The organism is Kosakonia sp. MH5 (assembly GCF_009935945.1).
Lineage (GTDB): Bacteria > Pseudomonadota > Gammaproteobacteria > Enterobacterales > Enterobacteriaceae > Kosakonia > Kosakonia radicincitans.
Window position 1 is genome coordinate 461,300 of record NZ_QODH01000002.1, and the last position, 21,429, is coordinate 482,728.

20 protein-coding genes are annotated in these 21,429 nt (G+C 56.1%); 10 read left to right on the plus strand and 10 right to left on the minus strand.

All coding sequences use genetic code 11. The annotated features are described in order from the left end of the window. Positions 1-93: 93 nt before the first annotated feature. Positions 94-1,041, plus strand: coding sequence for a D-alanyl-D-alanine endopeptidase (gene pbpG / locus DK872_RS08530; protein ID WP_007371194.1), 948 nt, complete (start codon positions 94-96; stop codon positions 1,039-1,041). On the opposite strand, the gene DK872_RS08535 is transcribed toward pbpG, so the two are convergent. Beyond that, positions 1,042-1,596: a GNAT family N-acetyltransferase gene (locus DK872_RS08535; RefSeq protein ID WP_035888864.1), complete on the minus strand. Its 555-nt coding sequence runs from the start codon at positions 1,594-1,596 to the stop codon at positions 1,042-1,044. Positions 1,597-1,698: 102 nt separating this feature from the next. After that, complete coding sequence (gene dld / locus DK872_RS08540) at positions 1,699-3,447, minus strand: D-lactate dehydrogenase (RefSeq protein ID WP_007371196.1); 1,749 nt, start codon at positions 3,445-3,447, stop codon at positions 1,699-1,701. Between the two features lie 188 nt (positions 3,448-3,635). On the opposite strand from dld, the gene bglX reads away from it, so the two are divergent. From bglX to DK872_RS08565, 5 genes are all read left to right on the plus strand, one after another. Continuing rightward, positions 3,636-5,933, plus strand: a complete 2,298-nt coding sequence (bglX, locus tag DK872_RS08545) for a beta-glucosidase BglX (RefSeq protein ID WP_107146740.1) — start codon at positions 3,636-3,638, stop codon at positions 5,931-5,933. A gap of 149 nt (positions 5,934-6,082) precedes the next feature. Further along, a complete protein-coding gene (locus tag DK872_RS08550; protein ID WP_072439698.1) occupies positions 6,083-7,000 on the plus strand; it encodes an ABC transporter substrate-binding protein in 918 nt (305 codons plus the stop codon). Between the two features lie 8 nt (positions 7,001-7,008). Then, positions 7,009-8,163 (plus strand): ABC transporter permease, encoded by a 1,155-nt coding sequence (locus DK872_RS08555; protein WP_035942170.1) that lies wholly within the window; start codon positions 7,009-7,011, stop codon positions 8,161-8,163. Further along, the gene (locus DK872_RS08560) at positions 8,156-9,103 is read left to right on the plus strand and encodes an ABC transporter ATP-binding protein (RefSeq protein WP_161518229.1); all 948 of its coding nucleotides are present in this window, start codon (positions 8,156-8,158) and stop codon (positions 9,101-9,103) included. Before DK872_RS08555 ends, DK872_RS08560 begins: the two co-directional genes overlap by 8 nt. Next, the gene (locus DK872_RS08565; RefSeq protein WP_007371201.1) at positions 9,087-9,824 is read left to right on the plus strand and encodes an ABC transporter permease; all 738 of its coding nucleotides are present in this window, start codon (positions 9,087-9,089) and stop codon (positions 9,822-9,824) included. Before DK872_RS08560 ends, DK872_RS08565 begins: the two co-directional genes overlap by 17 nt. Here DK872_RS08565 and DK872_RS08570 read toward each other — a convergent pair. Both DK872_RS08570 and mlrA read right to left on the minus strand, forming a co-directional pair. Beyond that, a complete protein-coding gene (locus tag DK872_RS08570) occupies positions 9,799-9,912 on the minus strand; it encodes a protein YohO (protein WP_007371202.1) in 114 nt (37 codons plus the stop codon). The two genes, DK872_RS08565 and DK872_RS08570, sit on opposite strands and share 26 nt — an antisense overlap. Positions 9,913-9,970: 58 nt before the next feature. After that, positions 9,971-10,702, minus strand: coding sequence for an HTH-type transcriptional regulator MlrA (gene mlrA, locus DK872_RS08575; RefSeq protein ID WP_035888870.1), 732 nt, complete (start codon positions 10,700-10,702; stop codon positions 9,971-9,973). A gap of 220 nt (positions 10,703-10,922) precedes the next feature. Here mlrA and DK872_RS08580 point away from each other — a divergent pair, with 220 nt between their 5' ends. From DK872_RS08580 to DK872_RS08590, 3 genes are read left to right on the plus strand one after another with little or no spacing between them, the layout of a single operon-like run. Further along, on the plus strand, positions 10,923-12,611 hold the full coding sequence (locus tag DK872_RS08580; RefSeq protein WP_007371204.1) for a sensor histidine kinase: 1,689 nt from the start codon (positions 10,923-10,925) through the stop codon (positions 12,609-12,611). After that, positions 12,605-13,324: a two-component system response regulator BtsR gene (btsR, locus tag DK872_RS08585; protein ID WP_161518230.1), complete on the plus strand. Its 720-nt coding sequence runs from the start codon at positions 12,605-12,607 to the stop codon at positions 13,322-13,324. The genes DK872_RS08580 and btsR overlap by 7 nt, the downstream gene beginning before the upstream one ends. A gap of 52 nt (positions 13,325-13,376) precedes the next feature. Further along, positions 13,377-13,853, plus strand: a complete 477-nt coding sequence (locus DK872_RS08590; RefSeq protein WP_007371206.1) for a DUF1456 family protein — start codon at positions 13,377-13,379, stop codon at positions 13,851-13,853. A 127-nt stretch (positions 13,854-13,980) separates the two neighbouring features. Here the strand turns inward: DK872_RS08590 and DK872_RS08595 are convergent, their stop codons facing one another. Both DK872_RS08595 and metG read right to left on the minus strand, forming a co-directional pair. Next, on the minus strand, positions 13,981-14,436 hold the full coding sequence (locus DK872_RS08595) for a YehR family lipoprotein (protein WP_007371207.1): 456 nt from the start codon (positions 14,434-14,436) through the stop codon (positions 13,981-13,983). Positions 14,437-14,505: 69 nt separating this feature from the next. After that, positions 14,506-16,539: a methionine--tRNA ligase gene (gene metG / locus DK872_RS08600; RefSeq protein ID WP_161518291.1), complete on the minus strand. Its 2,034-nt coding sequence runs from the start codon at positions 16,537-16,539 to the stop codon at positions 14,506-14,508. Positions 16,540-16,812: 273 nt separating this feature from the next. Here metG and apbC point away from each other — a divergent pair, with 273 nt between their 5' ends. Next, positions 16,813-17,922, plus strand: coding sequence for an iron-sulfur cluster carrier protein ApbC (gene apbC, locus DK872_RS08605; protein ID WP_007371209.1), 1,110 nt, complete (start codon positions 16,813-16,815; stop codon positions 17,920-17,922). Between the two features lie 113 nt (positions 17,923-18,035). Here the strand turns inward: apbC and DK872_RS08610 are convergent, their stop codons facing one another. From DK872_RS08610 to DK872_RS08625, 4 genes are all read right to left on the minus strand, one after another. Further along, on the minus strand, positions 18,036-18,461 hold the full coding sequence (locus DK872_RS08610) for a GNAT family N-acetyltransferase (protein ID WP_007371210.1): 426 nt from the start codon (positions 18,459-18,461) through the stop codon (positions 18,036-18,038). 10 nt (positions 18,462-18,471) lie between these two features. Then, positions 18,472-18,807 (minus strand): RcnB family protein, encoded by a 336-nt coding sequence (locus DK872_RS08615; protein ID WP_035888875.1) that lies wholly within the window; start codon positions 18,805-18,807, stop codon positions 18,472-18,474. A gap of 200 nt (positions 18,808-19,007) precedes the next feature. Next, positions 19,008-20,021, minus strand: a complete 1,014-nt coding sequence (locus DK872_RS08620; protein WP_161518231.1) for a zinc-binding alcohol dehydrogenase family protein — start codon at positions 20,019-20,021, stop codon at positions 19,008-19,010. 250 nt (positions 20,022-20,271) lie between these two features. Continuing rightward, a complete protein-coding gene (locus DK872_RS08625) occupies positions 20,272-21,381 on the minus strand; it encodes an ABC transporter ATP-binding protein (protein WP_035888878.1) in 1,110 nt (369 codons plus the stop codon). Between the last annotated feature and the right edge of the window lie 48 nt (positions 21,382-21,429).

Consider the following 21,429-nt stretch of genomic DNA (forward strand, 5'->3'; position numbering starts at 1 on the left):
CGGCTATTATGCGCAGGCCAGCCTCATTATTTTCCTGATTAATGAAAGCGGTGTGCGTAACAACGTGCGTGAATAATTTTCAGAAGTCTCACCATGCAGAAATTTCGAGTCTCTTTATTAAGCCTGGCTTTATTGCTGGCTGCGCCCGTGGCGCCGTTTGCTGTCGCGAAAACCACTGCCGCGACCACTGCCGCACAACCTGAAATTGCCTCAGGTAGCGCGATGATTGTCGATCTGCAAACCAATCAGGTGATCTACTCCAGTCACCCGGATCTGGTGCGTCCTATCGCCTCCATCACCAAGTTGATGACCGCGATGGTAGTGCTGGATGCCCATTTGCCGCTGGATGAGAAACTCAACGTCGATATCAGCCAGACGCCGGAAATGAAAGGGATCTACTCCCGCGTGCGTCTGAACAGCGAAATCAGCCGTAAAAACATGCTGCTGCTGGCGCTGATGTCGTCGGAAAACCGCGCGGCCGCAAGCCTTGCGCATCACTATCCGGGCGGTTACAACGCGTTTATCGCCGCGATGAATGCCAAAGCCAAAGCGCTGGGCATGACCAATACGCATTATGTTGAACCGACCGGGCTGTCGATTCACAACGTTTCTACCGCACGCGATCTGACCAAGCTGCTGATTGCCACCAAACAGTATCCATTGATTGGGCAATTGAGCACCACGCGCGAAGAGATGGCGACCTTCAGCAATCCGGCCTATACGCTGCCGTTTCGCAATACCAACCATCTGGTCTACCGCGATAACTGGAATATCCAGTTGACCAAAACCGGCTTTACCAATGCGGCAGGGCACTGCCTGGTGATGCGCACGGTGATTAATAACAAGCCGGTGGCGCTGGTGGTGATGGATGCATTCGGCAAATTTACGCACTTTGCCGATGCCAGCCGTTTACGTACCTGGATTGAAACCGGGAAAGTGCAGCCGGTTCCGGCGGCGGCGCTGAGTTATAAGCGCCAGAAAGCGGCGCAGATGACGCAGAATAACAGCGCAGCAGGCGAGCAAACCGCGCAGAACGATTAATTACTCCGGCAGCGTCCAGTCACCGTCGTTGAGTGGACGCTGCATAATCAGCGTATCCCGCCAGTCCCCTTTCTTGTAGCCGACGCTACGTAGTTGCCCGACAATCTCAAAGCCGTGCTTTTTATGCAGCCGCAGGGAGCCGGAATTATTATTGCCATCGCCAACCACCGCAATCAGTTGCCGCCATGGCCCCTCTTCACAGCGTGCAATCAGGGCGCTCATCAGCGTTGAACCGATACCGCGACCGGTCATGCTGGCATCGACGTAAATCGACTCTTCCAGCGTATAGCGATAAGCCTGACGCGGGCGATAGAAACCGGCGTAGCAGTAACCAACGATAATGCCGTGATACAGCGCAACCATCCACGGCAGGCCATCGCTGGTGATTTTGCTCATGCGAGCACGCATTTCGTCAATCGTCGGGGGAACTTCTTCGAAGGAGGCGCGACCATGCAGCACGTGCCAGGCGTACAGCGAGGCAATGGCGTGCACATCGTCAGGTGTGGCGTCGCGCACCACGACAGCAGGGCCGGAGAGAATATCGACAGCAGACATGGAAAGGTGTGCTCCTTCAAAGCGGGGAGCCAGAGAAACGTTTCTCTGGCGTTTTTCGCTACTCTATTACGAAAGGAGCACACAATACAGCCTGTATTGTGGCTATTTTATCACCACATCAGCGTGATTATCTGTCGTTAATTCCTCTTGCCAGAATTTACGCTTAGTGGTTTTTCCGATACCGGGATTCATGCTGTTTGTCGGATCATTTTCCCGATAAAACTGTTTTAGCGTTTCTGCGGCTTCATACAGGTGACCCACGTTATGTTCGGCAGGGTATTGCGCGCCGCGCTGGCGCAGCAGTTCAAGCATTTGCTCTTTCAGCGCATGGGCGTCGACGCCTTTCTTGACGATATAATCCTGGTGGAAAACGTGGCACATAAAGTGGCCGTAGTAGAGTTTGTGCACCAGTTGGTTGTCGATTTCTGGCGGCAGATGCTCAAACCATTCGGTATCGTTGCGCCTCAGGGCGATGTCGAGCGCCAGAATATCTTCCACTTCATCAGCATGTACCGCCTGATAGCGGATCGCCGCACCGGCGGCGGCAAAGCGATGTAAAAAGGCTTTGCTCCCTTCCTCCGGCGTACAGACGAAAAAGTCGCCTTCGGCGCTGGCAAAATAGTCCGTCAGCCAGTTTTGCGCTTCTGCGATCCCATCGCCTGACATTTTCAACAGCAGATGATGCTCATACTTATCACGCCACGTTTTCATGCGCGGCGGCAGATGAGACGGGAAGACGGCGCTGATTTTTTGCAGTGAACGGTCAATAAAGTGCGGCTTGAACAGCGGCGCTTTATCCAGCACCGCTTCGGTGCGTCCCTTCAGGGTAAAGAACAGCGGCATTTTGTCGGTGCCGAGCTTGTCGATCATCAGGAAGGTGTCTTTACCGTAGCGTTCGGCGATGTCGTAAATATCGCGGTGCATATATTCGCCCGCCACCGGCAGATGGGCGAAGTTCGCCAGAATGTGGCGGCGGATCTCCGTTAATACGGCGGTCTGGTTGGTGCCGATATAGAACACTTGTTGCTGTTTTTCCGCCGGGAAAGTATCCAGACGTACAGCAAAAACCGCGAGTTTGCCCGCACAGCCGGAAGATTCAAACAGCCGATCCGGATCGGCGTTGTAGCGCGCCGGAGTATCGGCTTCGACGTCGCGCACGCGGGTGATGTAATCATGATCGTGACCGTGACGCTGATCGTGGCGCACGTTATCCGCTTTGATGCGCTCGTCATCCAGCGCGCTGAGGATCTGCTCCGGCGTTTCGCCCAAATCAATGCCCAGATGGTTAACTAACTGCAATTTGCCCTGCTCATCGATACGGGCGAACAGCGACATCTCGGTATAGGCCGGGCCGCGCTGCACCAGTGAACCACCGGAGTTATTGCAGATCCCGCCAATCACCGAGGCGCCAATGCAGGAGGAGCCAATCACCGAGTGCGGCTCGCGGCCCAGCGGTTTAAGCGCCTTTTCCAGCGAGTAGAGCGTGGTGCCAGGATACGCCAGCACCTGCTCGCCGTTATCCAGCAGGTGCAGCTTGTCGAGCCGCAGGGTACTGATAATCACGATATCGCGATCATAATCATTGCCGCTGGGCGTTGAGCCTTCGGTCAGGCCAGTATTCGCCGCCTGCATCAGGATGATTTTGTCGGCGTTGACGCAGGCATGCAGCACGCGCCATAGCTCCACTAACGTTCCGGGAAACACCACCGCCAGCGCATCGCCGTGGCCGGAGCGAAAGCCTTTACGGTAGCGGGCGGTTTTAGCGGGATCGGTCAACAGGTGAGATGCGCCGACCAGCCGTTTCAGTTCGTGTAAAAAAGTGCGGTTCTCGTTTGAAGTTGCGAATGACATATTCCACTCCTTGTGGTGAGTCAGCATTTTTGTGCCTGTAATAGTAGTCCTGCTAAACCTGACGGGGGAGTGAATTCGCAGAAAAATCAGAGCCCAACTCTGCAAGACATGCCAGGATTATGGCACACTGCGTTTTTTTCGCGGTCCGTTCCGCGGTTATGGGTGAAATACAAGAGAGTAAATACGACATGAAATGGCTATGTTCTGTAGGTGTCGCTGTGAGCCTCGCGCTGCAACCCGCGCTGGCTGAGGAGTTGATTGGCAACCATCCGCTGACGCCTGAAGCAAGGGATGCATTTGTCACTGAGTTGCTCAAAAAGATGACAGTTGATGAAAAAATTGGCCAGTTGCGTCTTATCAGTGTTGGCCCGGATAACCCGAAGGAAGCTATCCGCGAGATGATTAAAAAGAGCCAGGTGGGGGCGATTTTTAACACCGTTACCCGCCCGGATATCCGCGCGATGCAGGATCAGGCGATGCAGCTTAGCCGCCTGAAAATTCCTCTCTTTTTCGCTTATGATGTGGTTCACGGCCAGCGTACCGTCTTCCCGATTAGCCTTGGCCTGGCCTCCAGTTTTAACCTTGACGCGGTGCGCACTGTAGGGCGCATTTCTGCTTATGAAGCCGCCGATGACGGCCTGAATATGACCTGGGCACCCATGGTGGATGTTTCCCGCGATCCGCGCTGGGGCCGCGTGTCGGAAGGGTTTGGCGAAGACACCTTCCTGACCTCTGAAATGGGGCGCACGATGGTCGAAGCGATGCAGGGCAAAAGCCCGGCGGATCGCTACTCAGTGATGACCAGCGTTAAACACTTTGCTGCGTATGGCGCGGTGGAAGGCGGTAAAGAGTACAACACCGTCGATATGAGCCCGCAGCGTCTGTTTAACGACTATATGCCGCCGTATAAAGCGGCGCTCGATGCCGGTAGCGGCGGCGTGATGGTGGCGCTTAACTCGCTGAACGGCACGCCCGCTTCGTCGGATTCCTGGCTGTTAAAAGATCTGCTGCGCGATCAGTGGCACTTCAAAGGCATCACCATTTCCGATCACGGTGCGATCAAGGAACTTATCAAACACGGCACGGCTGCCGATCCGGAAGATGCGGTGCGTGTGGCGCTGAAGTCCGGCATCAACATGAGCATGAGCGACGAGTACTACAGCAAGTATCTGCCGGGTCTGGTGAAATCCGGCAAGGTGACGATGGAGGAGCTGAACGATGCCACGCGTCATGTGCTGAACGTGAAGTACGACATGGGCTTGTTTAACGATCCGTACAGCCATCTCGGCCCGAAAGAGAGCGATCCGCAAGATACCAATGCGGAAAGCCGTCTGCATCGCAAAGAAGCGCGTCAAGTGGCGCGCGAAAGTATGGTGCTGCTGAAAAACCGCCTTGAAACCCTGCCGCTGAAAAAAACCGACACCGTGGCGGTGGTTGGGCCGCTGGCCGACAGCAAGCGTGACTCAATGGGAAGCTGGTCTGCGGCGGGTGTGGCCGATCAGTCTGTTACCGTGCTGACCGGCATCCGCAATGCGCTGGCCGGTAAAGGCAACGTGCTGTACGCCAAAGGGGCGAACATCACTAACGACAAAGACATCGTTAACTTCCTCAATCTGTATGAACCGGCGGTGGTGGTCGATCCGCGTTCGCCGCAAGAGATGATTAATGAAGCGGTGGCGGCGGCGAAGAAATCCGACGTGGTGGTAGCTGTGGTGGGTGAAGCGCAGGGGATGGCGCACGAAGCGTCCAGCCGTACTGACATCACTATTCCGCAAAGCCAGCGCGATCTGATTGCCGCGCTGAAAGCGACCGGTAAACCGCTGGTGCTGGTGCTGATGAATGGTCGCCCGCTGGCGCTGGTGAAAGAGGATCAGCAGGCTGATGCGATCCTCGAAACCTGGTTCGCCGGGACGGAAGGCGGTAACGCCATCGCCGATATTCTGTTTGGCGATTACAACCCGTCCGGCAAGTTGCCGATGTCCTTCCCGCGCTCGGTGGGGCAGATCCCGGTTTACTACAGCCATTTGAATACCGGCCGTCCGTACAATGCCGACAAGCCGAACAAATACACTTCCCGTTACTTTGATGAAGCGAACGGGCCGCTCTATCCGTTCGGTTACGGCCTTAGCTACACCACTTTCAAAGTCTCTGAGGTGAAAATGTCCGCGCCGTCGATGACGAACACTGGCAAAGTGACCGCCAGCGTGGAGGTGACCAACACCGGTAAGCGCGCGGGTGAAACGGTGATCCAGATGTATTTGCAGGATGTCACCGCGTCGATGAGCCGTCCGGTGAAACAGCTGCGCGGCTTTGACAAGGTGAACCTGCAACCGGGCGAAACCAAAACCGTCAGCTTCCCGATCGATGTGAATGCGCTGAAATTCTGGAACCAGCAGATGAAATATGCTGCGGAGCCGGGCAAATTCAACGTCTTTATCGGTGTTGATTCCGCACGCGTCAATCAGGGCGAGTTCGAACTGCGCTAATCCTTCCCAGGCCGGGCAACCGGCCTGATTTTTTCCGCTATACCTTATTCCTTTATCGTTTAGGGCTTTCACGCGACAAAGCCGCTATTTTTCGGCTACGCTTTTTTCTCAAGCTGCTGAAAAAGGCGGTAAAAAATGAGGGAAGTACAATGACAATCACCCATAAGATTGCGTGCTCACTGCTGCTGGTGGCTGCCACGAGCCTGCCGTTGCAGGCAGCGGAACCGGTAAAAGTGGGATCCAAAATTGATACCGAAGGGGCGCTGCTGGGCAATATCATCTTGCAGGTTCTGGAAAGCCATGGCGTAAAAACAGTCAATAAAGTGCAGCTTGGCACCACGCCGGTGGTGCGCGGGGCGATTACCTCCGGCGAGCTGGATATCTACCCCGAATACACCGGTAACGGCGCATTTTTCTTTAAAGATGAAAGCGATCCCGCATGGAAAAACGCGCAGCAGGGCTACGAGAAAGTGAAAAAACTCGATGCCGAACAGAATAAGCTGGTCTGGCTGACGCCCGCTCCGGCGAATAACACATGGACGATTGCCGTGCGTCAGGATCTGGCGCAGAAAAATAAGCTCACATCCTTAGCCGATCTGAGCCGTTACCTGAAAGAGGGCGGTGAATTCAAACTGGCGGCATCGGCGGAGTTTATCGAACGCACCGATGCGTTACCGGCCTTTGAGAAAGCGTACGACTTTACACTGAAACAGGATCAACTGCTGTCGCTGGCTGGCGGCGATACGGCAGTAACCATCAAAGCTGCCGCGCAGCAAACCTCCGGTGTGAATGCGGCGATGGCCTACGGCACGGATGGTCCGGTTGCGGCGCTGGGGCTGCAAACACTGAGCGATCCGAAAGGCGTGCAACCGATCTATGCGCCCACGCCGGTGGTGCGTGAAGCGGTGTTAAAAGCGTATCCGCAACTGGGTGCGTGGCTGAAACCGGTCTTCGCCAGCCTGGATGAAAAAACGCTGCAAAAACTGAACGCCAGCATTGCCGTTGAAGGGCTGGATGCGAAAAAAGTGGCAGCCGATTACCTGAAAGAAAAAGGGCTGGTGAAATAAGCGCTGTTATGGAGGATTCGCGACGTTGCCATAATCGTGTGCTGCTGCTGTTAATGGTCGTCGGGCTGCTGGCAGCCTGGCTACCGTTTGTTAACTATGCGCCAAACCGGCTGGTCTCAGGCGAAAGTCGTGTGTTGTGGCAGCTGTTTCCGGCGTTCTGGCTGCTGGCGCCCTGTCTGCTGCTGATACTCAGTTTTGTGCCAGGGCGCGGGGCGCAAATCGGTACGCTGCTGCTGGCCGAAGCGCTGTTTTGCCTTTTGGTATGGAGCGCGGGCAGGGCGGCGACGGAACTGGCGCAGTCGGGCAGCGCGCTGGCGCGAACCTCGCCGGGAAGCGGGTTGTGGCTGTGGCTGGCGTTGGCGCTGCTGGCCTGTAGCGACGCCATTCGCCGCCTTGCCAGCCATCCGGTCTGGCGCTGGCTGCTCAATGCGCAAATCTGGTGTCTGCCGCTGTTCTTACTGCTCAGCGGCGAGCTGGACGATCTCTCATTGCTGCATGAATACCGCAACCGCCAGGAAGTGTTTAATGATGCGCTGGCGCAGCATCTGACGCTGCTTTTCGGTACGCTCATCCCCGCGCTGGGGGTGGGATTTGCCATCGGTTTATGGTGCTACCGCCATCCGACACGCCAGGGGCCGGTTTTCACGGTGCTCAATATCATCCAGACCATTCCTTCTGTCGGGCTGTTCGGCCTGCTGATTGCGCCGTTGGCCGGGCTGGTGCTGCACTTCCCGGTTCTGAGCCGTTTCGGCATTGCCGGAACCGGCATGACGCCCGCGCTGATTGCCCTTATTTTGTATGCCTTGTTGCCGCTGGTGCGCGGCGTGGTCGCCGGGCTTAACCAGGTGCCGCAGGAGGTGCTGGAGAGTGCCGAGGCGATGGGCATGAGCGCGCGCCAGCGTTTCTGGCAGGTACGCATTCCGCTGGCGCTGCCGCTGCTGCTACGCAGTTTGCGCGTTGTGGCGGTGCAGACGGTCGGCATGGCGGTGATCGCGGCGCTGATCGGCGCAGGCGGCTTCGGTTCGTTGGTCTTCCAGGGGCTACTGAGCAGCGCGCTGGATTTAGTGCTGCTTGGTGTAATCCCGGTTATTGCGCTGGCCGTTGTCGTGGATGCGCTGTTTGGTTTAAGCCTCGCGCTGCTGAAGGTAAAACAACATGATTGAATTTAAAAATGTCAGCAAAACCTTTGCCGGACAGCAGGCCGTCAGCCATCTCGATCTGCATGTCAAAACGGGCGCTTTTTCGGTACTGATTGGCACCTCAGGTTCCGGAAAATCGACCACGCTGAAGATGATCAACCGGCTGATCGAGCATGATGAAGGCGCGATTTATTTTGCCGGTGAGGATATTCGCCAGCTTCCGGTGCTGGAGCTGCGCCGCCGCATGGGGTATGCCATACAGTCGATTGGGTTGTTCCCGCACTGGACGGTGGCGCAGAACATCGCCACCGTGCTGCAACTGCAAAAGTGGTCGCGCGGCCAGCGCGAGGCACGGGTGGATGAACTGATGGCGCTGTTGGGGCTGGATGTTTCCCTGCGCGACCGTTTCCCGCATCAGCTTTCCGGCGGGCAACAGCAGCGGGTCGGAGTGGCTCGCGCGCTGGCGGCCGATCCGGAAGTGCTGTTGATGGATGAACCTTTCGGTGCGCTGGATCCGGTCACCCGCGCGGCATTGCAGCAGGAGATGGTGCGCATTCACCGCCTGCTTGGGCGCACCATTGTACTGGTGACGCACGATATTGATGAGGCGCTACAGCTGGCAGATCACCTGGTGTTGATGGATAAGGGCAAAGTGGTGCAGCAGGGGACACCGCTGGCGCTGCTGACCGCGCCGCACAACGATTTTGTCCGTGAATTTTTCGGTCGTAGCGAGCTGGGCGTGCGTCTGTTGTCGCTGCGCCAGGTGAAAGGCTATCTGCGCCGTGAACCGGTTTATGAGGGAGAACCGCTGCGGGCGGAGATGACGCTGCGCGAAGCGTTGTCGGCGTTTGTCGCCCAACAGTGCGAGATCCTGCCGGTGCATGATGACAGCGGCCAGCCCTGCGGCAGTCTGCATTTCCGTGATTTATTGCGCGTGGAGGCCTGCGGTGAGGCTTCTGCGTGATCCCCTGTTATGGTTGATCGCGCTGTTTGTGGCGCTATTGCTGTGGCTGCCGCACAGCGCTGCGTTATTCAGCACACTGTTTCCGCAACTGCCGCGCCCGGTCTATCTGCAGGAGAGCTTTGTATCGCTGGCCGCAGCGCATTTTGCGCTGGTGGGCATTTCCAGCGCGATTGCCATTGTGCTGGGTATCGGTGTTGGCATTGTGGTGACCCGCCCGGCCGGGCGTGAGTTTCGTCCGCTGGCGGAAACCATCGCCGCCGTCGGGCAAACTTTTCCGCCAGTGGCGGTGCTGGCGATTGCCGTGCCGGTCATGGGGTTTGGTAAAGAGCCGGCGGTGATTGCGCTGGTATTGTACGGTATTTTGCCGATTTTACAGGGAACGCTGGCCGGGATCGCCGCCGTGCCAGAGAGCGTACAAAGCGTGGCGCAGGGCATGGGAATGAGCGCGTGGCAGCGGTTGGTGAAAGTGGAGCTGCCGCTGGCGGCGCCGGTGATCATTGCCGGTGTGCGCACCTCGGTGATCATCAATATCGGCACGGCGGCGATTGCCTCAACGGTGGGCGCGAGCACGCTCGGTACGCCGATTATCATCGGGCTGAGCGGTTTTAATACGGCTTATGTTATTCAGGGAGCAATTCTGGTGGCGCTGGCCGCGATTATTGTCGACCAGGCATTTGAGCGGTTGACGCGCTGGCTTAGCCAGCACCGCCACGCACAATAAACGAATAACCTGCGAGCATCACGCCGCTGATGCCGCCGATGGCCATCAGCAGAAAAACCGCGATGACGATAATTTTACCAGCCTTCATATGTCGTTCCTTTTGTTAAGGCAAGTAGTATAAAGGGAGCCGGGTTGTTGATAAAACATTAAATACCGAGAAGCGCAACGCGGTGGCCGTTTTCCTGCCATGTCAGCAACTGATGCAGTTGCGCTGTTGTCGGGCTTTCTCCGCACCACACCAGCAGCGTCTGGCCGTCGAACATCTCCGGGCGCAGATGGGTTAACGAATGTGCCAGCACATCTACCCGCCATCCTTGCTGGCTTGCTATCCAGCCTTCCAGCCATAAACGGGGGGTGTCGTGAATATTCCAGCCGATCACCAGCGCGTCCTGGCCGCTCTTTTTGCGCGCCAGCGCCAGAGAGCCGGAAATATGAGTAATCAATATGCCATCGAGCAGGCTGAGCATCGCTTGCAGAGCGGGCTGCGGGTTTTGCAGGCGGTGGCGTAAAGGCATGATCAAATTGCTGGTCAGCGTACTGGCCGGGTAGTCGCGTTCGTGCTCTTTGATCCACTGGTGCAACTGCTGCTGATTGCCCTGTTGCAGGTAGCGCAGCGCGGTCTCTTGCTGCTCCCGCCAGCCGTCGCGAACCTCGTCTGGTTCGCTGGAAAGCAGGGTCTGCACTTTGCTGACCTGAACGCCATTACTTATCCAGCTTTTAATTTCCCGAATGCGATCAATGTCCGATTCGGTAAAGAGTCGATGGCCGCCATCCGTGCGTTGAGGTTTCAATAACCCGTAACGTCGCTGCCAGGCTCGCAGCGTGACGGGATTGACATCGCATAACAACGCCACTTCACCAATTGTGTAAAGCGCCATAGTTTCACCTTTGCTTACTGGCTCCCACTTTAACTGTAGCCTCTGGCGGTCGTATGAAGAGAAATTGGTGAAAAATTGCCCGGACGGCAGGTGAAAGGTGAATCATCTGGCAAGACTTTGTGATACAGAGCACGATTTAGCGTTTTTTTGCAGCGCTTCAAAGAAACGTACGGCGACTCCATGTATGTTACGCGCTTTAGTTGATGTGGTATTTGCCGGTATGTACGAATTCAATCTGGTGCTGTTGCTGCTACAACAGATGTGCGTGTTTCTGGTTATCGCCTGGTTGATGAGTAAGACGCGCCTGTTTATCCCGCTAATGCAGGTTACCGTCCGTCTGCCGCATAAATTATTGTGCTATGTCACCTTCTCTATTTTCTGCATTCTTGGCACTTATTTCGGGCTGCACATCGAAGACTCTATTGCGAATACCCGGGCGATTGGCGCGGTAATGGGCGGCCTGCTCGGCGGCCCGCTGGTGGGCGGTCTGGTCGGATTAACCGGCGGCCTGCACCGTTACTCGATGGGCGGCATGACGGCGCTGAGCTGTATGATCTCCACCATTGTCGAAGGGCTGCTTGGCGGCCTGGTTCACAGTGCGTTGATTAAGCGCGGGCGTACCGATCGGGTCTTTAGCCCGCTCACCGCCGGGGCAATCACCTGTGTGGCGGAGCTGACGCAGATGCTGATTATTCTGCTGATTGCCCGGCCGTTCGACAGCGCCCTGCATCTGGTGCAGAGCATTGCCGCGCCGATGATGGTCACCAATACCGTCGGCGCCGCGCTGTTTATGCGTATCCTGCTCGATAAACGCGCCATGTTCGAGAAGTACACCTCGGCGTTTTCCGCCACCGCGCTGAAAGTGGCCGCCTCCACCGAAGGGATTTTGCGCCAGGGTTTTAACGAAGAAAACAGCATGAAGGTGGCGCAGGTGCTCTATAAAGAGCTGGAGATTGGTGCTGTGGCCATTACCGATCGCGACAAGCTGCTGGCGTTTACCGGCATTGGCGACGATCACCACTTACCGGGACGGCCGATCTCTTCGGTCTGGACGCAGCGCGCCATCGAAACCGGCGAAGTGGTGTACGCTGACGGTAACGAAGTGCCGTATCGCTGCTCGTTGCATCCGCAGTGCAAATTAGGTTCGACATTAGTTATTCCGCTACGCGGCGAAAACCAGCGCGTGGTGGGCACCATTAAGTTATACGAGGCGAAAAACCGCCTGTTCAGCTCCATCAACCGCACGCTGGGCGAAGGGATCGCGCAACTGCTGTCGGCGCAAATTCTCGCCGGGCAGTACGAACGGCAGAAGGCGCTGCTGACTCAGTCGGAAATTAAACTCCTGCATGCGCAGGTGAACCCACATTTCCTGTTCAATGCGCTGAATACGTTGAAAGCGGTGATCCGCCGCGACAGCGACCAGGCCGGGTTGCTGGTGCAATACCTCTCGACCTTCTTTCGCAAAAACTTAAAGCGTCCGTCAGAGATCGTTACGCTGGCGGATGAAATTGAACATGTGAATGCCTACCTGCAAATCGAAAAAGCGCGCTTCCAGTCGCGGTTGCATGTGCAGTTACACGTGCCGGAGGCGCTGTCGCATTTGCAGTTGCCGGCATTTACGCTGCAACCGATTGTCGAAAATGCCATCAAGCATGGTACATCGCAGCTGCTCGGCGTCGGCGAGATTTCCATCAACGCCAGCCAGGACGGGGAACATCTGGTGCTGGCGGTTGAGGATAATGCGGGTCTGTATCAACCGAAAAACGATGCCAGCGGGCTGGGGATGAGCCTGGTGGATAAGCGGTTGCGCGCCCGCTTCGGTAACGACTGCGGTATCAGCATTGCCTGCGAACCGGATCTGTTTACCCGCATTACCTTAAGACTCCCGCTGGAGGAACAGGCATGTTAAAAGTGCTGATTGTTGATGATGAACCGCTGGCCCGGGAAAACCTGCGTATTCTGCTTCAGGAAGAGTGCGACATCGAGATTGTTGGCGAGTGCGGCAACGCCGTGGAAGCGATTGGCGCGGTGCACAAGCTGCACCCCGACGTGCTGTTTCTTGATATTCAGATGCCGCGCATCAGCGGGCTTGAGATGGTCGGCATGCTTGATCCCGGCAATCGCCCTTATGTGGTGTTTCTTACCGCTTTTGATGAGTATGCGGTGCAGGCGTTTGAGGAACATGCGTTCGACTACCTGCTTAAACCTATTGAGGCACGTCGTCTGGAGAAAACGTTGACGCGCCTGCGCCAGGAGCGCGGTGTGCAGGATGTGTCGGTGCTGCCGGAGAATCAGGAAGCGCTGAAATTTATTCCCTGTACCGGGCACAGCCGTATCTGGCTGTTGCAGATGGATGAGGTGGCGTTTGTCAGCAGCCGGATGAGCGGCGTTTATGTCATCAGCCAGGAGGGCAAAGAGGGCTTTACTGAGCTGACGTTGCGTACGCTGGAGAGCCGCACGCCGCTGGTTCGCTGCCATCGTCAGTATCTGGTGAATATGGCGCACCTGAAAGAGATTCGCCTTGAAGATAACGGCCAGGCGGAGCTATTGCTGCGTGACGGGCTGACGGTGCCGGTCAGCCGCCGCTATCTGAAGAATTTAAAAGAGGCGCTGGGGTTGTAAATTCCTGTGCGATGCCTACACTGCGCGCTGGTTTATCATTTTGGGGAAAGAGATGCTTAATAACGATATCCTGCGCAGCCTGCGTTACACACTGCAAGTGGACAATAACGCGCTGGTGCGCATTCTTGCACTGGCGGATACGGTGGTCACCGCCGAACAGATTGCTCCGTGGCTGCGTAAAGAGGATGAGGCAGGGTATAAGCCGTGTCCGGATATTGTGTTATCCGCTTTTCTCAATGGGCTGATTTACGAAAAACGCGGCAAAGATGACAGCGCGCCGCCGCTGGTGGTCGAGCGCAAACTGAATAACAACATTGTGCTGAAAAAATTGCGTATCGCCTTTTCGTTAAAGACCGACGATATTCTGGCGATCCTCACCGCGCAGCAGTTCCGTGTGTCGATGCCGGAAATCACCGCCATGATGCGCGCGCCGGAACATAAAAACTTCCGCGAGTGCGGCGACCAGTTTCTGCGCTATTTCCTGCGTGGCTTAGCCAGCAAGGTGCAAAAGCCGAAAGCACAGGCCTGATAAGCGAAGCGCCATCAGGCTATGTCGCCTGAGCGTTGTGAAAAACTGCCCGATGGCGGCGTTGCGTTATCCGGCTTACGACCTTCACTGGCCCGGTAAGCGTAGCGCCACCGGGCAAGATGACGAATTACTGAACCTCTTTAAAGCCCTTCGCTTTCAACAGCGCTTCCGACTTCTGCATACTGATACCATCCTGCACCGTGCCGGTAAACGCCGTGCCCTGTAATGCGTTCAGATCGGCGAAATTCACCGCGCTGTAATCTACATCCAGCGTCTCCTGCGCATAGGTTTGCTGGTAATCAACGCTCTCTTTGATCCCTTTGACGCTCTGGTATTTCTGGCTGATCGGCCCGAGGACTTTCATCGCTTCCTCTTTGTTGCTCGCGCCAATGGCGCTGTAGTCGATCTTATTTTTCGCCGTCTGGCGCAGCACTTTGTCGTCTTTGTAGTAATAGGTCAGCGTCAGTTCGGTTCCTGGTGCCGACCAGCTAAAGGTTTTACTCTGCTCTTTCTCCCCGCAGCCGCTCAGGCTGAAGAGCAGGGTAAAGGCGAAAAGGGCGGCAAAAAGATGACGGATATTCACGGTGATTCCCCTGTTTCCATAAACTGGTATCAGTATAGAAAAAAGGCGCTGATATCAGCGCCTTTATTGTTATTTGACCTGTTGGCCTGCTTTCGCACCGCTGTCCGGGCTGAGCAGGAAGATGTCCTTGCCGCCAGGGCCTGCGGCCATCACCATCCCTTCGGAGATGCCGAAGCGCATTTTACGCGGCGCAAGGTTTGCCACCATCACCGTCAGGCGGCCAATCAGCGCGCTCGGGTCCGGGTAGGCAGAACGAATGCCGGAGAAGACATTGCGTTTCTCGCCGTCCAGATCCAGCGTCAGGCGCAGCAGCTTGTCAGAGCCCTCAACGAATTCCGCGTTCTCAATCAGCGCCACGCGCAGATCGACTTTGGCGAAATCATCAAAGCTGATGGTTTCCTGAATCGGATTGTCGGCCAGTTCGCCGGTCACCGGTGCGGCAGCCGCTTTCACTTCTTCTTTCGACGCTTCAACCAGCGCTTCGACCTGTTTCATCTCAATGCGGTTGTACAACGCTTTGAAGGTATTCACTTTATGGCCGAGCAGCGGCTGGTTAATGGCACCCCACTCCAGCGTGGTGTTGAGGAACGCTTCCGCGCGCTCAGAGAGCGATGGCAGAACCGGTTTCAGGTATGTCAGCAGAACGCGGAACAGATTGATGCCCATTGAGCAGATGGCCTGCAGATCGGTATCGCGGCCTTCCTGTTTTGCCACCACCCACGGCGCCTGCTCATCAACATAGCGGTTAGCCACATCGGCCAGTGCCATGATTTCGCGTACCGCTTTGCTGAATTCGCGGTTTTCCCACGCTTCACCAATGCTGGCTGCCGCGTCGATAAAGGTCTGGTACAGCGCCGGATCCGCCAGCTTTGCCGCCAGCACGCCGTCAAAGCGTTTGGCGATAAAGCCCGCGTTACGGGAGGCCAGATTCACCACTTTGTTGACGATATCGGCGTTCACGCGCTGGATAAAGTCTTCCAGGTTAAGGTCGATATCATCAATGCGCGAAGAGAGCTTCGCCGCGTAGTAGTAGCGCAGGCTGTCGGCATCAAAATGGTTCAGCCAGGTGCTGGCTTTAATGAAGGTGCCACGCGATTTGGACATCTTCGCGCCGTTCACCGTCACATAACCGTGAACAAACAGGTTGGTCGGCTTACGGAAATTGCTGCCTTCCAGCATCGCAGGCCAGAACAGGCTGTGGAAGTAGACGATATCTTTACCGATAAAGTGATACAGCTCGGCGTCGGAATCTTTCTTCCAGTATGCGTCGAAGCTGGTGGTATCGCCGCGTTTGTCGCACAGGTTTTTGAACGAGCCCATGTAGCCGATCGGCGCATCCAGCCAGACATAGAAATATTTGCCCGGCGCGCCCGGGATTTCGAAGCCGAAGTACGGCGCATCGCGGGAGATATCCCACTGTTGCAGCCCGGATTCGAACCACTCCTGCATTTTGTTGGCCACCTGCTCCTGCAGCGCGCCGCTGCGGGTCCATGCCTGCAACATTTCGCTGAAGGAAGGCAGATCGAAGAAGAAGTGTTCGGAATCACGCATTACCGGCGTCGCGCCGGATACCACTGATTTCGGCTCGATCAGTTCGGTCGGGCTGTAGGTCGCGCCGCACACTTCGCAGTTATCGCCGTACTGATCCGGCGATTTACATTTCGGGCAGGTGCCTTTCACAAAACGGTCCGGCAGGAACATGCCTTTTTCCGGATCGTAGAGCTGAGAGATAGTGCGGTTCTTAATAAAACCGTTCTCTTTCAGGCGCGTGTAAATAAGCTCCGACAGCTCGCGGTTCTCGTCGCTGTGCGTGGAGTGGTAGTTGTCGTAGCTGATGTTAAAGCCAGCAAAATCAGTCTGATGTTCCTGACTCATTTCGGTGATCATCTGCTCCGGGGTGATCCCCAGCTGCTGCGCTTTCAGCATGATCGGCGTGCCGTGGGCATCGTCCGCGCAAATGAAGTTCACCTCATGGCCGCGCATTCGCTGGTAACGGACCCAGACATCAGCCTGGATGTGCTCCAGCATATGGCCGAGGTGGATAGAGCCGTTGGCGTACGGTAGTGCGCACGTTACCAGAATTTTCTTCGCGACTTGAGTCATAGTAGGCATTACATCTTCTTGAGAAAAAGGGGTATCGATAGTACCAAAAGGGGAATTAGCGCGCTACGCGATCGAGGCCGTTTTAAACCATATATGCAGATATGGGAATAATTGAACGACGCTATCAGGAGCGTTTTAAACCACATGCGCCAATATGCGCAATAATTACGCTATGTGTTAACGGCATGAATCCGTAAATGGATAATTATTACCTGTGCGGTAAACTTGGCCGCTACAATGTCGTTTCTTCAGAACAACTACAAAGGAGTCGGGATGAGTTCGCAATCCCCGGCCAAATCCCCGGAAGCTTTGCGCGCCATAGTTTCGGGAACATTGGCCAATTTTCAGCACCCAACCCTGAAGCATAACCTCACGGCGTTAAAAGCCGTGCACCATGTTGCGTGGCTGGATGGCACCCTGCATATCGAACTGGTGATGCCGTTCGTCTGGCGTACCGCGTTTGAAGAGTTAAAAGCGCAGTGCAGCGCGGAGCTGCTGCGCATTACCGAAGCGCGCGCCATCGACTGGAAGCTGTCGCACAACATCGCCACCCTGAAACGCGTGAAGAATCAGCCTGGCGTCAACGGCGTGAAAAATATCATTGCGGTCAGCTCCGGCAAAGGCGGGGTAGGGAAGTCCTCCACGGCGGTAAACCTGGCGCTGGCGCTGGCGGCGGAAGGGGCAAAAGTCGGTATTCTGGATGCGGACATCTACGGCCCGTCTATTCCGCTGATGCTGGGCGCAGAACATGAGCGCCCAACCTCGCCGGACGGAACGCATATGGCGCCGATCATGGCGCATGGCCTGGCGACCAACTCCATCGGTTATCTGGTCACCGACGATAACGCCATGGTGTGGCGCGGCCCGATGGCCAGCAAAGCGTTGCTGCAGCTGTTGCAGGAATCGATGTGGCCGGATCTTGATTATCTGGTGCTGGATATGCCGCCAGGCACCGGGGATATCCAGTTAACGCTGGCGCAGAACATTCCGGTTACCGGCGCAGTGGTGGTTACCACGCCGCAGGACATTGCGCTGATCGACGCCAAAAAAGGCATCGTGATGTTTGAGAAAGTGGAAGTGCCGGTTCTGGGGATCGTCGAGAACATGAGCATGCACATTTGCAGCAACTGCGGTCACCACGAGCCGATTTTCGGCACCGGCGGCGCAGAGAAGCTGGCGGAACAGTATCACACCCAACTGCTTGGTCAGTTACCGCTGCACATTACACTGCGTGAAGATCTGGATAAGGGCACACCGACGGTGGTCAGCCGCCCGGACAGTGAATTCACGGCTATCTACCGCAATCTTGCGGATCGCGTTGCCGCGCAGCTTTACTGGCAGGGCGAAGTTATTCCTGGCGATATCGCTTTCCGCGCGGTGTAAAACCCGCATGGTGGCGATGCGGATCTGAAGATGGCGACGTCGCAGATTCGAAGAGAACAGGCCGGATGGGGTAATCCCGCATTCCGGCCTGCAATTTTACTGCTTCACCAATTTTACTGTTTCACATAGTGCATCAGCACGTAATCCCCTTCCGGTGACACGCCCTGCGCTTCTGGCCGCCAGCCGTGGCGCTCATAAAACGCCAGCGCGGCCTTATTCTGCAGCAAGCATTTCAGCGCACCGGTGCCGGTAAACGTGGTCTGTACATGTTTGAGAAGTGCGCTGCCGACCCCTTTGCCCTGAAAGGCCGGGTCAACAAACAAGTTATGCAGGAAGTTGTCGTTTTCGTACACCGAGGCGAAACCGAGCCGGTGACCCTCCTCTTCAGCGACCCAAATCACTTCATCGAGGGTGGCGGCATCAAAGTCTTCCAGTTGCCAGTCACGCCCATCGAGCCAGCTCCAGCCAGCTCTGCGGGCGTGTAAAAACAGCGTACGCAGAAACGGCCTGTCACTCTCCTGCCAGCGGCGGATAATCACAGGCGCTCCCTTAACGATGGTAGAAAATGTCGCCGTTATAGGCTTTGAGAATTTTGCCTTCAGCGTCGGTGATCAGCACGTAGTTGCCGCCCATGTAGGTCCAGTGGCTACCGGCTTCTGGTGCAGGCAGGTTACGCAACTGCCACTGTTTGATGTTGTACTCTTCGCTACGGTACATTTCTGGTACGGTATCGCCGATATTAAATTTAGTAAAGTCGGCAACAAAGTCCTTAATTTCATACGATTGCGTGCCGGTCGCCCCCGGTGTGGCCGTCTGCGGAGCCGCAAACGCCGAGGAGGCGGTGACCAACAGCGCACCCAGAAGCATCATTTTCGTTTTACTCATTGTTTCTCCAGGTTGTTCTTTTTACATTTCACGCAGTTGCTTATGTAGCACGCCATCATTGCCGTTAATGCGGTGCTGAGCAACCGGGAAAAAATAACGCTTTGGTAAAAAGTGTAAGCAAACCCAGGTCATAGCTGTACAGGCGGAGAGCGATTTTCGCTATCCGCTTGTAACGTTTGGGAATAGTCCTGGCTGGCCGATCAGCCAGCAAACCCTTCCAGCACAATCTTGCCGATGGCGCGCTGGCTTTCCAGCAGTGCATGCGCTTTACGTAAATTCGCGGCATTAATGGTGCCGAAGTGCTCGCCGAGCGTGGTTTTCAGCACGCCCTGATCAATCAACTGCGCCACGCGGGTGAGCAGATTGTGTTGCTCGATAATATCGCGGGTGGTGAACATCGAACGGGTAAACATAAATTCCCAGTGCAGAGAGATGCTTTTCACCTTCAGCGGCAACGCATCCAGGCTTTCCGGATCGTCAATCAGTGCCAGCTTACCCTGCGGTTGCAGCGCATTAATCAGCTGCTGATAGTGCTCCTGGGTATTGTTCAGGCTGGCGACGTGCGTCACCTGCGCAATACCAATTCGCGCCAGCTCTTCGGTCAGCGGTTTGCTGTGATCAATCACATGATGCGCACCCAGTTCTTTCACCCACTGCTGGCTGGCAGGGCGCGATGCGGTGCCGATAACCGTCAGGCGGGTCAGTTTACGCGCCAGCTGCGTCATGATGGAACCTACGCCGCCCGCCGCGCCAACGATCAGCAACACGTCGCCTTCGTTGCCATTCTCGTTGATGCCAAGCCGGTCAAACAGCATTTCCCATGCGGTGATGGCGGTCAGCGGCAGCGCCGCTGCCTGGGCGTTATCCAGCGTTTTCGGTTTGTGCGCCACAATGCGCTCATCGACCAGTTGATATTCGCTGTTGCTGCCCGGACGGGTCAACGCGCCCGCATACCACACTTCATCACCTGGCTGAAACAGCGTTACTGCTTGACCAACAGCTTTGACCACGCCAACGGCGTCCCAGCCCAGTACGCGCGGGGTATCGGCATTAAATCCGGCACGAACTTTGGTATCAACCGGGTTGACGGATACGGCTTTCACTTCGACCAGCAGATCGTGGCCGCTGGCCTGCGGTTGCGGCAGCTCAATATCACTGAGGAAATCCAGGTTACTGTTACCCTGCGCAGCGCGGGTAATGGCGATTGCTTTCATATGTGCTCCGTTAAGTAAGGGATGGGAGTGGGTGTGTGATTAATGGTAGTCAGGCTGATTGATATGAGAAACCATCAGAATCGGGAAGCACTTATCCTCGGGCAGTGAAAATCCTCCGACGGAGAGTTCTCACCCACTCAACGGGCAGCATTGTGCAGGCGGCAAAAGGGTTGGGCTGGGGGAATTGATATTGCAGGTGATGAGATCCCATAGGCCGGATAAGGCGTTAGCCGCTATCCGGCGATAGACCTTAATCGACGTCCGGCACCGGAATATCGGCGCTGACGCGCAGATCCTGGTCATTGAAAATCATGCAGTGCGGGCTATCAAAGGCGAGGGTGATTTTCTGCCACGGGCGGAAATGCACATCGCCGGGCAGCAGGATTTTAATGTTGTCGTGGCCATAGCACTGGCCGAAAAGATAAGTATTGTTGCCGAGCCGCTCTACCACTTCGCACTGAAACTCCAGCTGCGTACCGCGTGTGACATCGGTGGAGAGGTGCTCCGGGCGGATCCCCAGCGTCACCGCAGCCCCCGGCTCAAGGCGCGAAGTCGTGATCGCCAGCGTTAACGGATGCCCCTGCGCAAGGGTGACGGTAAGCTCGCCTGGCTGCCACGCTTTCACCGTCGCCGGCAGGAAGTTCATCTTCGGTGAGCCGATAAATCCGGCGACAAACTTATTTTTCGGGTTGTAATAGAGCTCCATCGGCGAGCCCATCTGCTCGACATTGCCGTAATTCATCACCACGATTTTATCGGCCAGCGTCATCGCTTCCACCTGGTCATGCGTGACATACACCATGGTGGTTTTCAGCTCCTGATGCAGACGAGCAATATGCAGGCGCATCTCAACGCGCAGTTCGGCATCAAGGTTGGAGAGCGGTTCATCAAACATAAACACACGCGGGTTACGCACAATAGCGCGACCAATCGCCACGCGCTGGCGCTGACCGCCGGAGAGCTGTTTCGGTTTTCTGTCCAGCAGGTGGCTGAGCTGTAAGGTTTTGGCGACCATCTCCACCTGGCGGCGGATCTCCTCCTTCGGCACTTTGTTCACTTTCAGGCCGTAGCCCATATTTTCCGCCACGGTCATATGCGGATAGAGCGCATAAGACTGGAACACCATCGAGACGCCGCGATGTGCGGGCGCGACATCATTCATCACCTCATCGCCAATCAATACTTCCCCTTCGCTGACCTCTTCCAGTCCCGCAATCATGCGCAGCATGGTCGATTTCCCGCAGCCGGAGGGGCCGACAAATACGGCAAACTCGCCGTCTTCAATCGACAGATTCACATTGTTCAGCGTCACCGTGTCGCCAAACCGTTTGGTGACATTCCTCAGTCGTATATTGGACATCAACGTTCCCCGAAATTAGTAGCCGTTATGTGCTGCGATAAGCGCGTT

What these genes read in the sequence shown, in the direction of transcription:
- metG (WP_161518291.1), bottom strand. Translation starts at nt 16,539, where the DNA reads ATGACTCAAGTCGCGAAGAAAATTCTGGTAACGTGCGCACTACCGTAC.
- bglX (WP_107146740.1), top strand. Translation starts at nt 3,636, where the DNA reads ATGAAATGGCTATGTTCTGTAGGTGTCGCTGTGAGCCTCGCGCTGCAA.
- DK872_RS08535 (WP_035888864.1), bottom strand. Translation starts at nt 1,596, where the DNA reads ATGTCTGCTGTCGATATTCTCTCCGGCCCTGCTGTCGTGGTGCGCGAC.
- DK872_RS08620 (WP_161518231.1), bottom strand. Translation starts at nt 20,021, where the DNA reads ATGAAAGCAATCGCCATTACCCGCGCTGCGCAGGGTAACAGTAACCTG.
- pbpG (WP_007371194.1), top strand. Translation starts at nt 94, where the DNA reads ATGCAGAAATTTCGAGTCTCTTTATTAAGCCTGGCTTTATTGCTGGCT.
- DK872_RS08625 (WP_035888878.1), bottom strand. Translation starts at nt 21,381, where the DNA reads ATGTCCAATATACGACTGAGGAATGTCACCAAACGGTTTGGCGACACG.
- DK872_RS08580 (WP_007371204.1), top strand. Translation starts at nt 10,923, where the DNA reads ATGTACGAATTCAATCTGGTGCTGTTGCTGCTACAACAGATGTGCGTG.
- DK872_RS08570 (WP_007371202.1), bottom strand. Translation starts at nt 9,912, where the DNA reads ATGAAGGCTGGTAAAATTATCGTCATCGCGGTTTTTCTGCTGATGGCC.
- DK872_RS08615 (WP_035888875.1), bottom strand. Translation starts at nt 18,807, where the DNA reads ATGAGTAAAACGAAAATGATGCTTCTGGGTGCGCTGTTGGTCACCGCC.
- DK872_RS08560 (WP_161518229.1), top strand. Translation starts at nt 8,156, where the DNA reads ATGATTGAATTTAAAAATGTCAGCAAAACCTTTGCCGGACAGCAGGCC.
- DK872_RS08590 (WP_007371206.1), top strand. Translation starts at nt 13,377, where the DNA reads ATGCTTAATAACGATATCCTGCGCAGCCTGCGTTACACACTGCAAGTG.
- DK872_RS08555 (WP_035942170.1), top strand. Translation starts at nt 7,009, where the DNA reads ATGGAGGATTCGCGACGTTGCCATAATCGTGTGCTGCTGCTGTTAATG.
- dld (WP_007371196.1), bottom strand. Translation starts at nt 3,447, where the DNA reads ATGTCATTCGCAACTTCAAACGAGAACCGCACTTTTTTACACGAACTG.
- DK872_RS08550 (WP_072439698.1), top strand. Translation starts at nt 6,083, where the DNA reads ATGACAATCACCCATAAGATTGCGTGCTCACTGCTGCTGGTGGCTGCC.
- mlrA (WP_035888870.1), bottom strand. Translation starts at nt 10,702, where the DNA reads ATGGCGCTTTACACAATTGGTGAAGTGGCGTTGTTATGCGATGTCAAT.
- apbC (WP_007371209.1), top strand. Translation starts at nt 16,813, where the DNA reads ATGAGTTCGCAATCCCCGGCCAAATCCCCGGAAGCTTTGCGCGCCATA.
- btsR (WP_161518230.1), top strand. Translation starts at nt 12,605, where the DNA reads ATGTTAAAAGTGCTGATTGTTGATGATGAACCGCTGGCCCGGGAAAAC.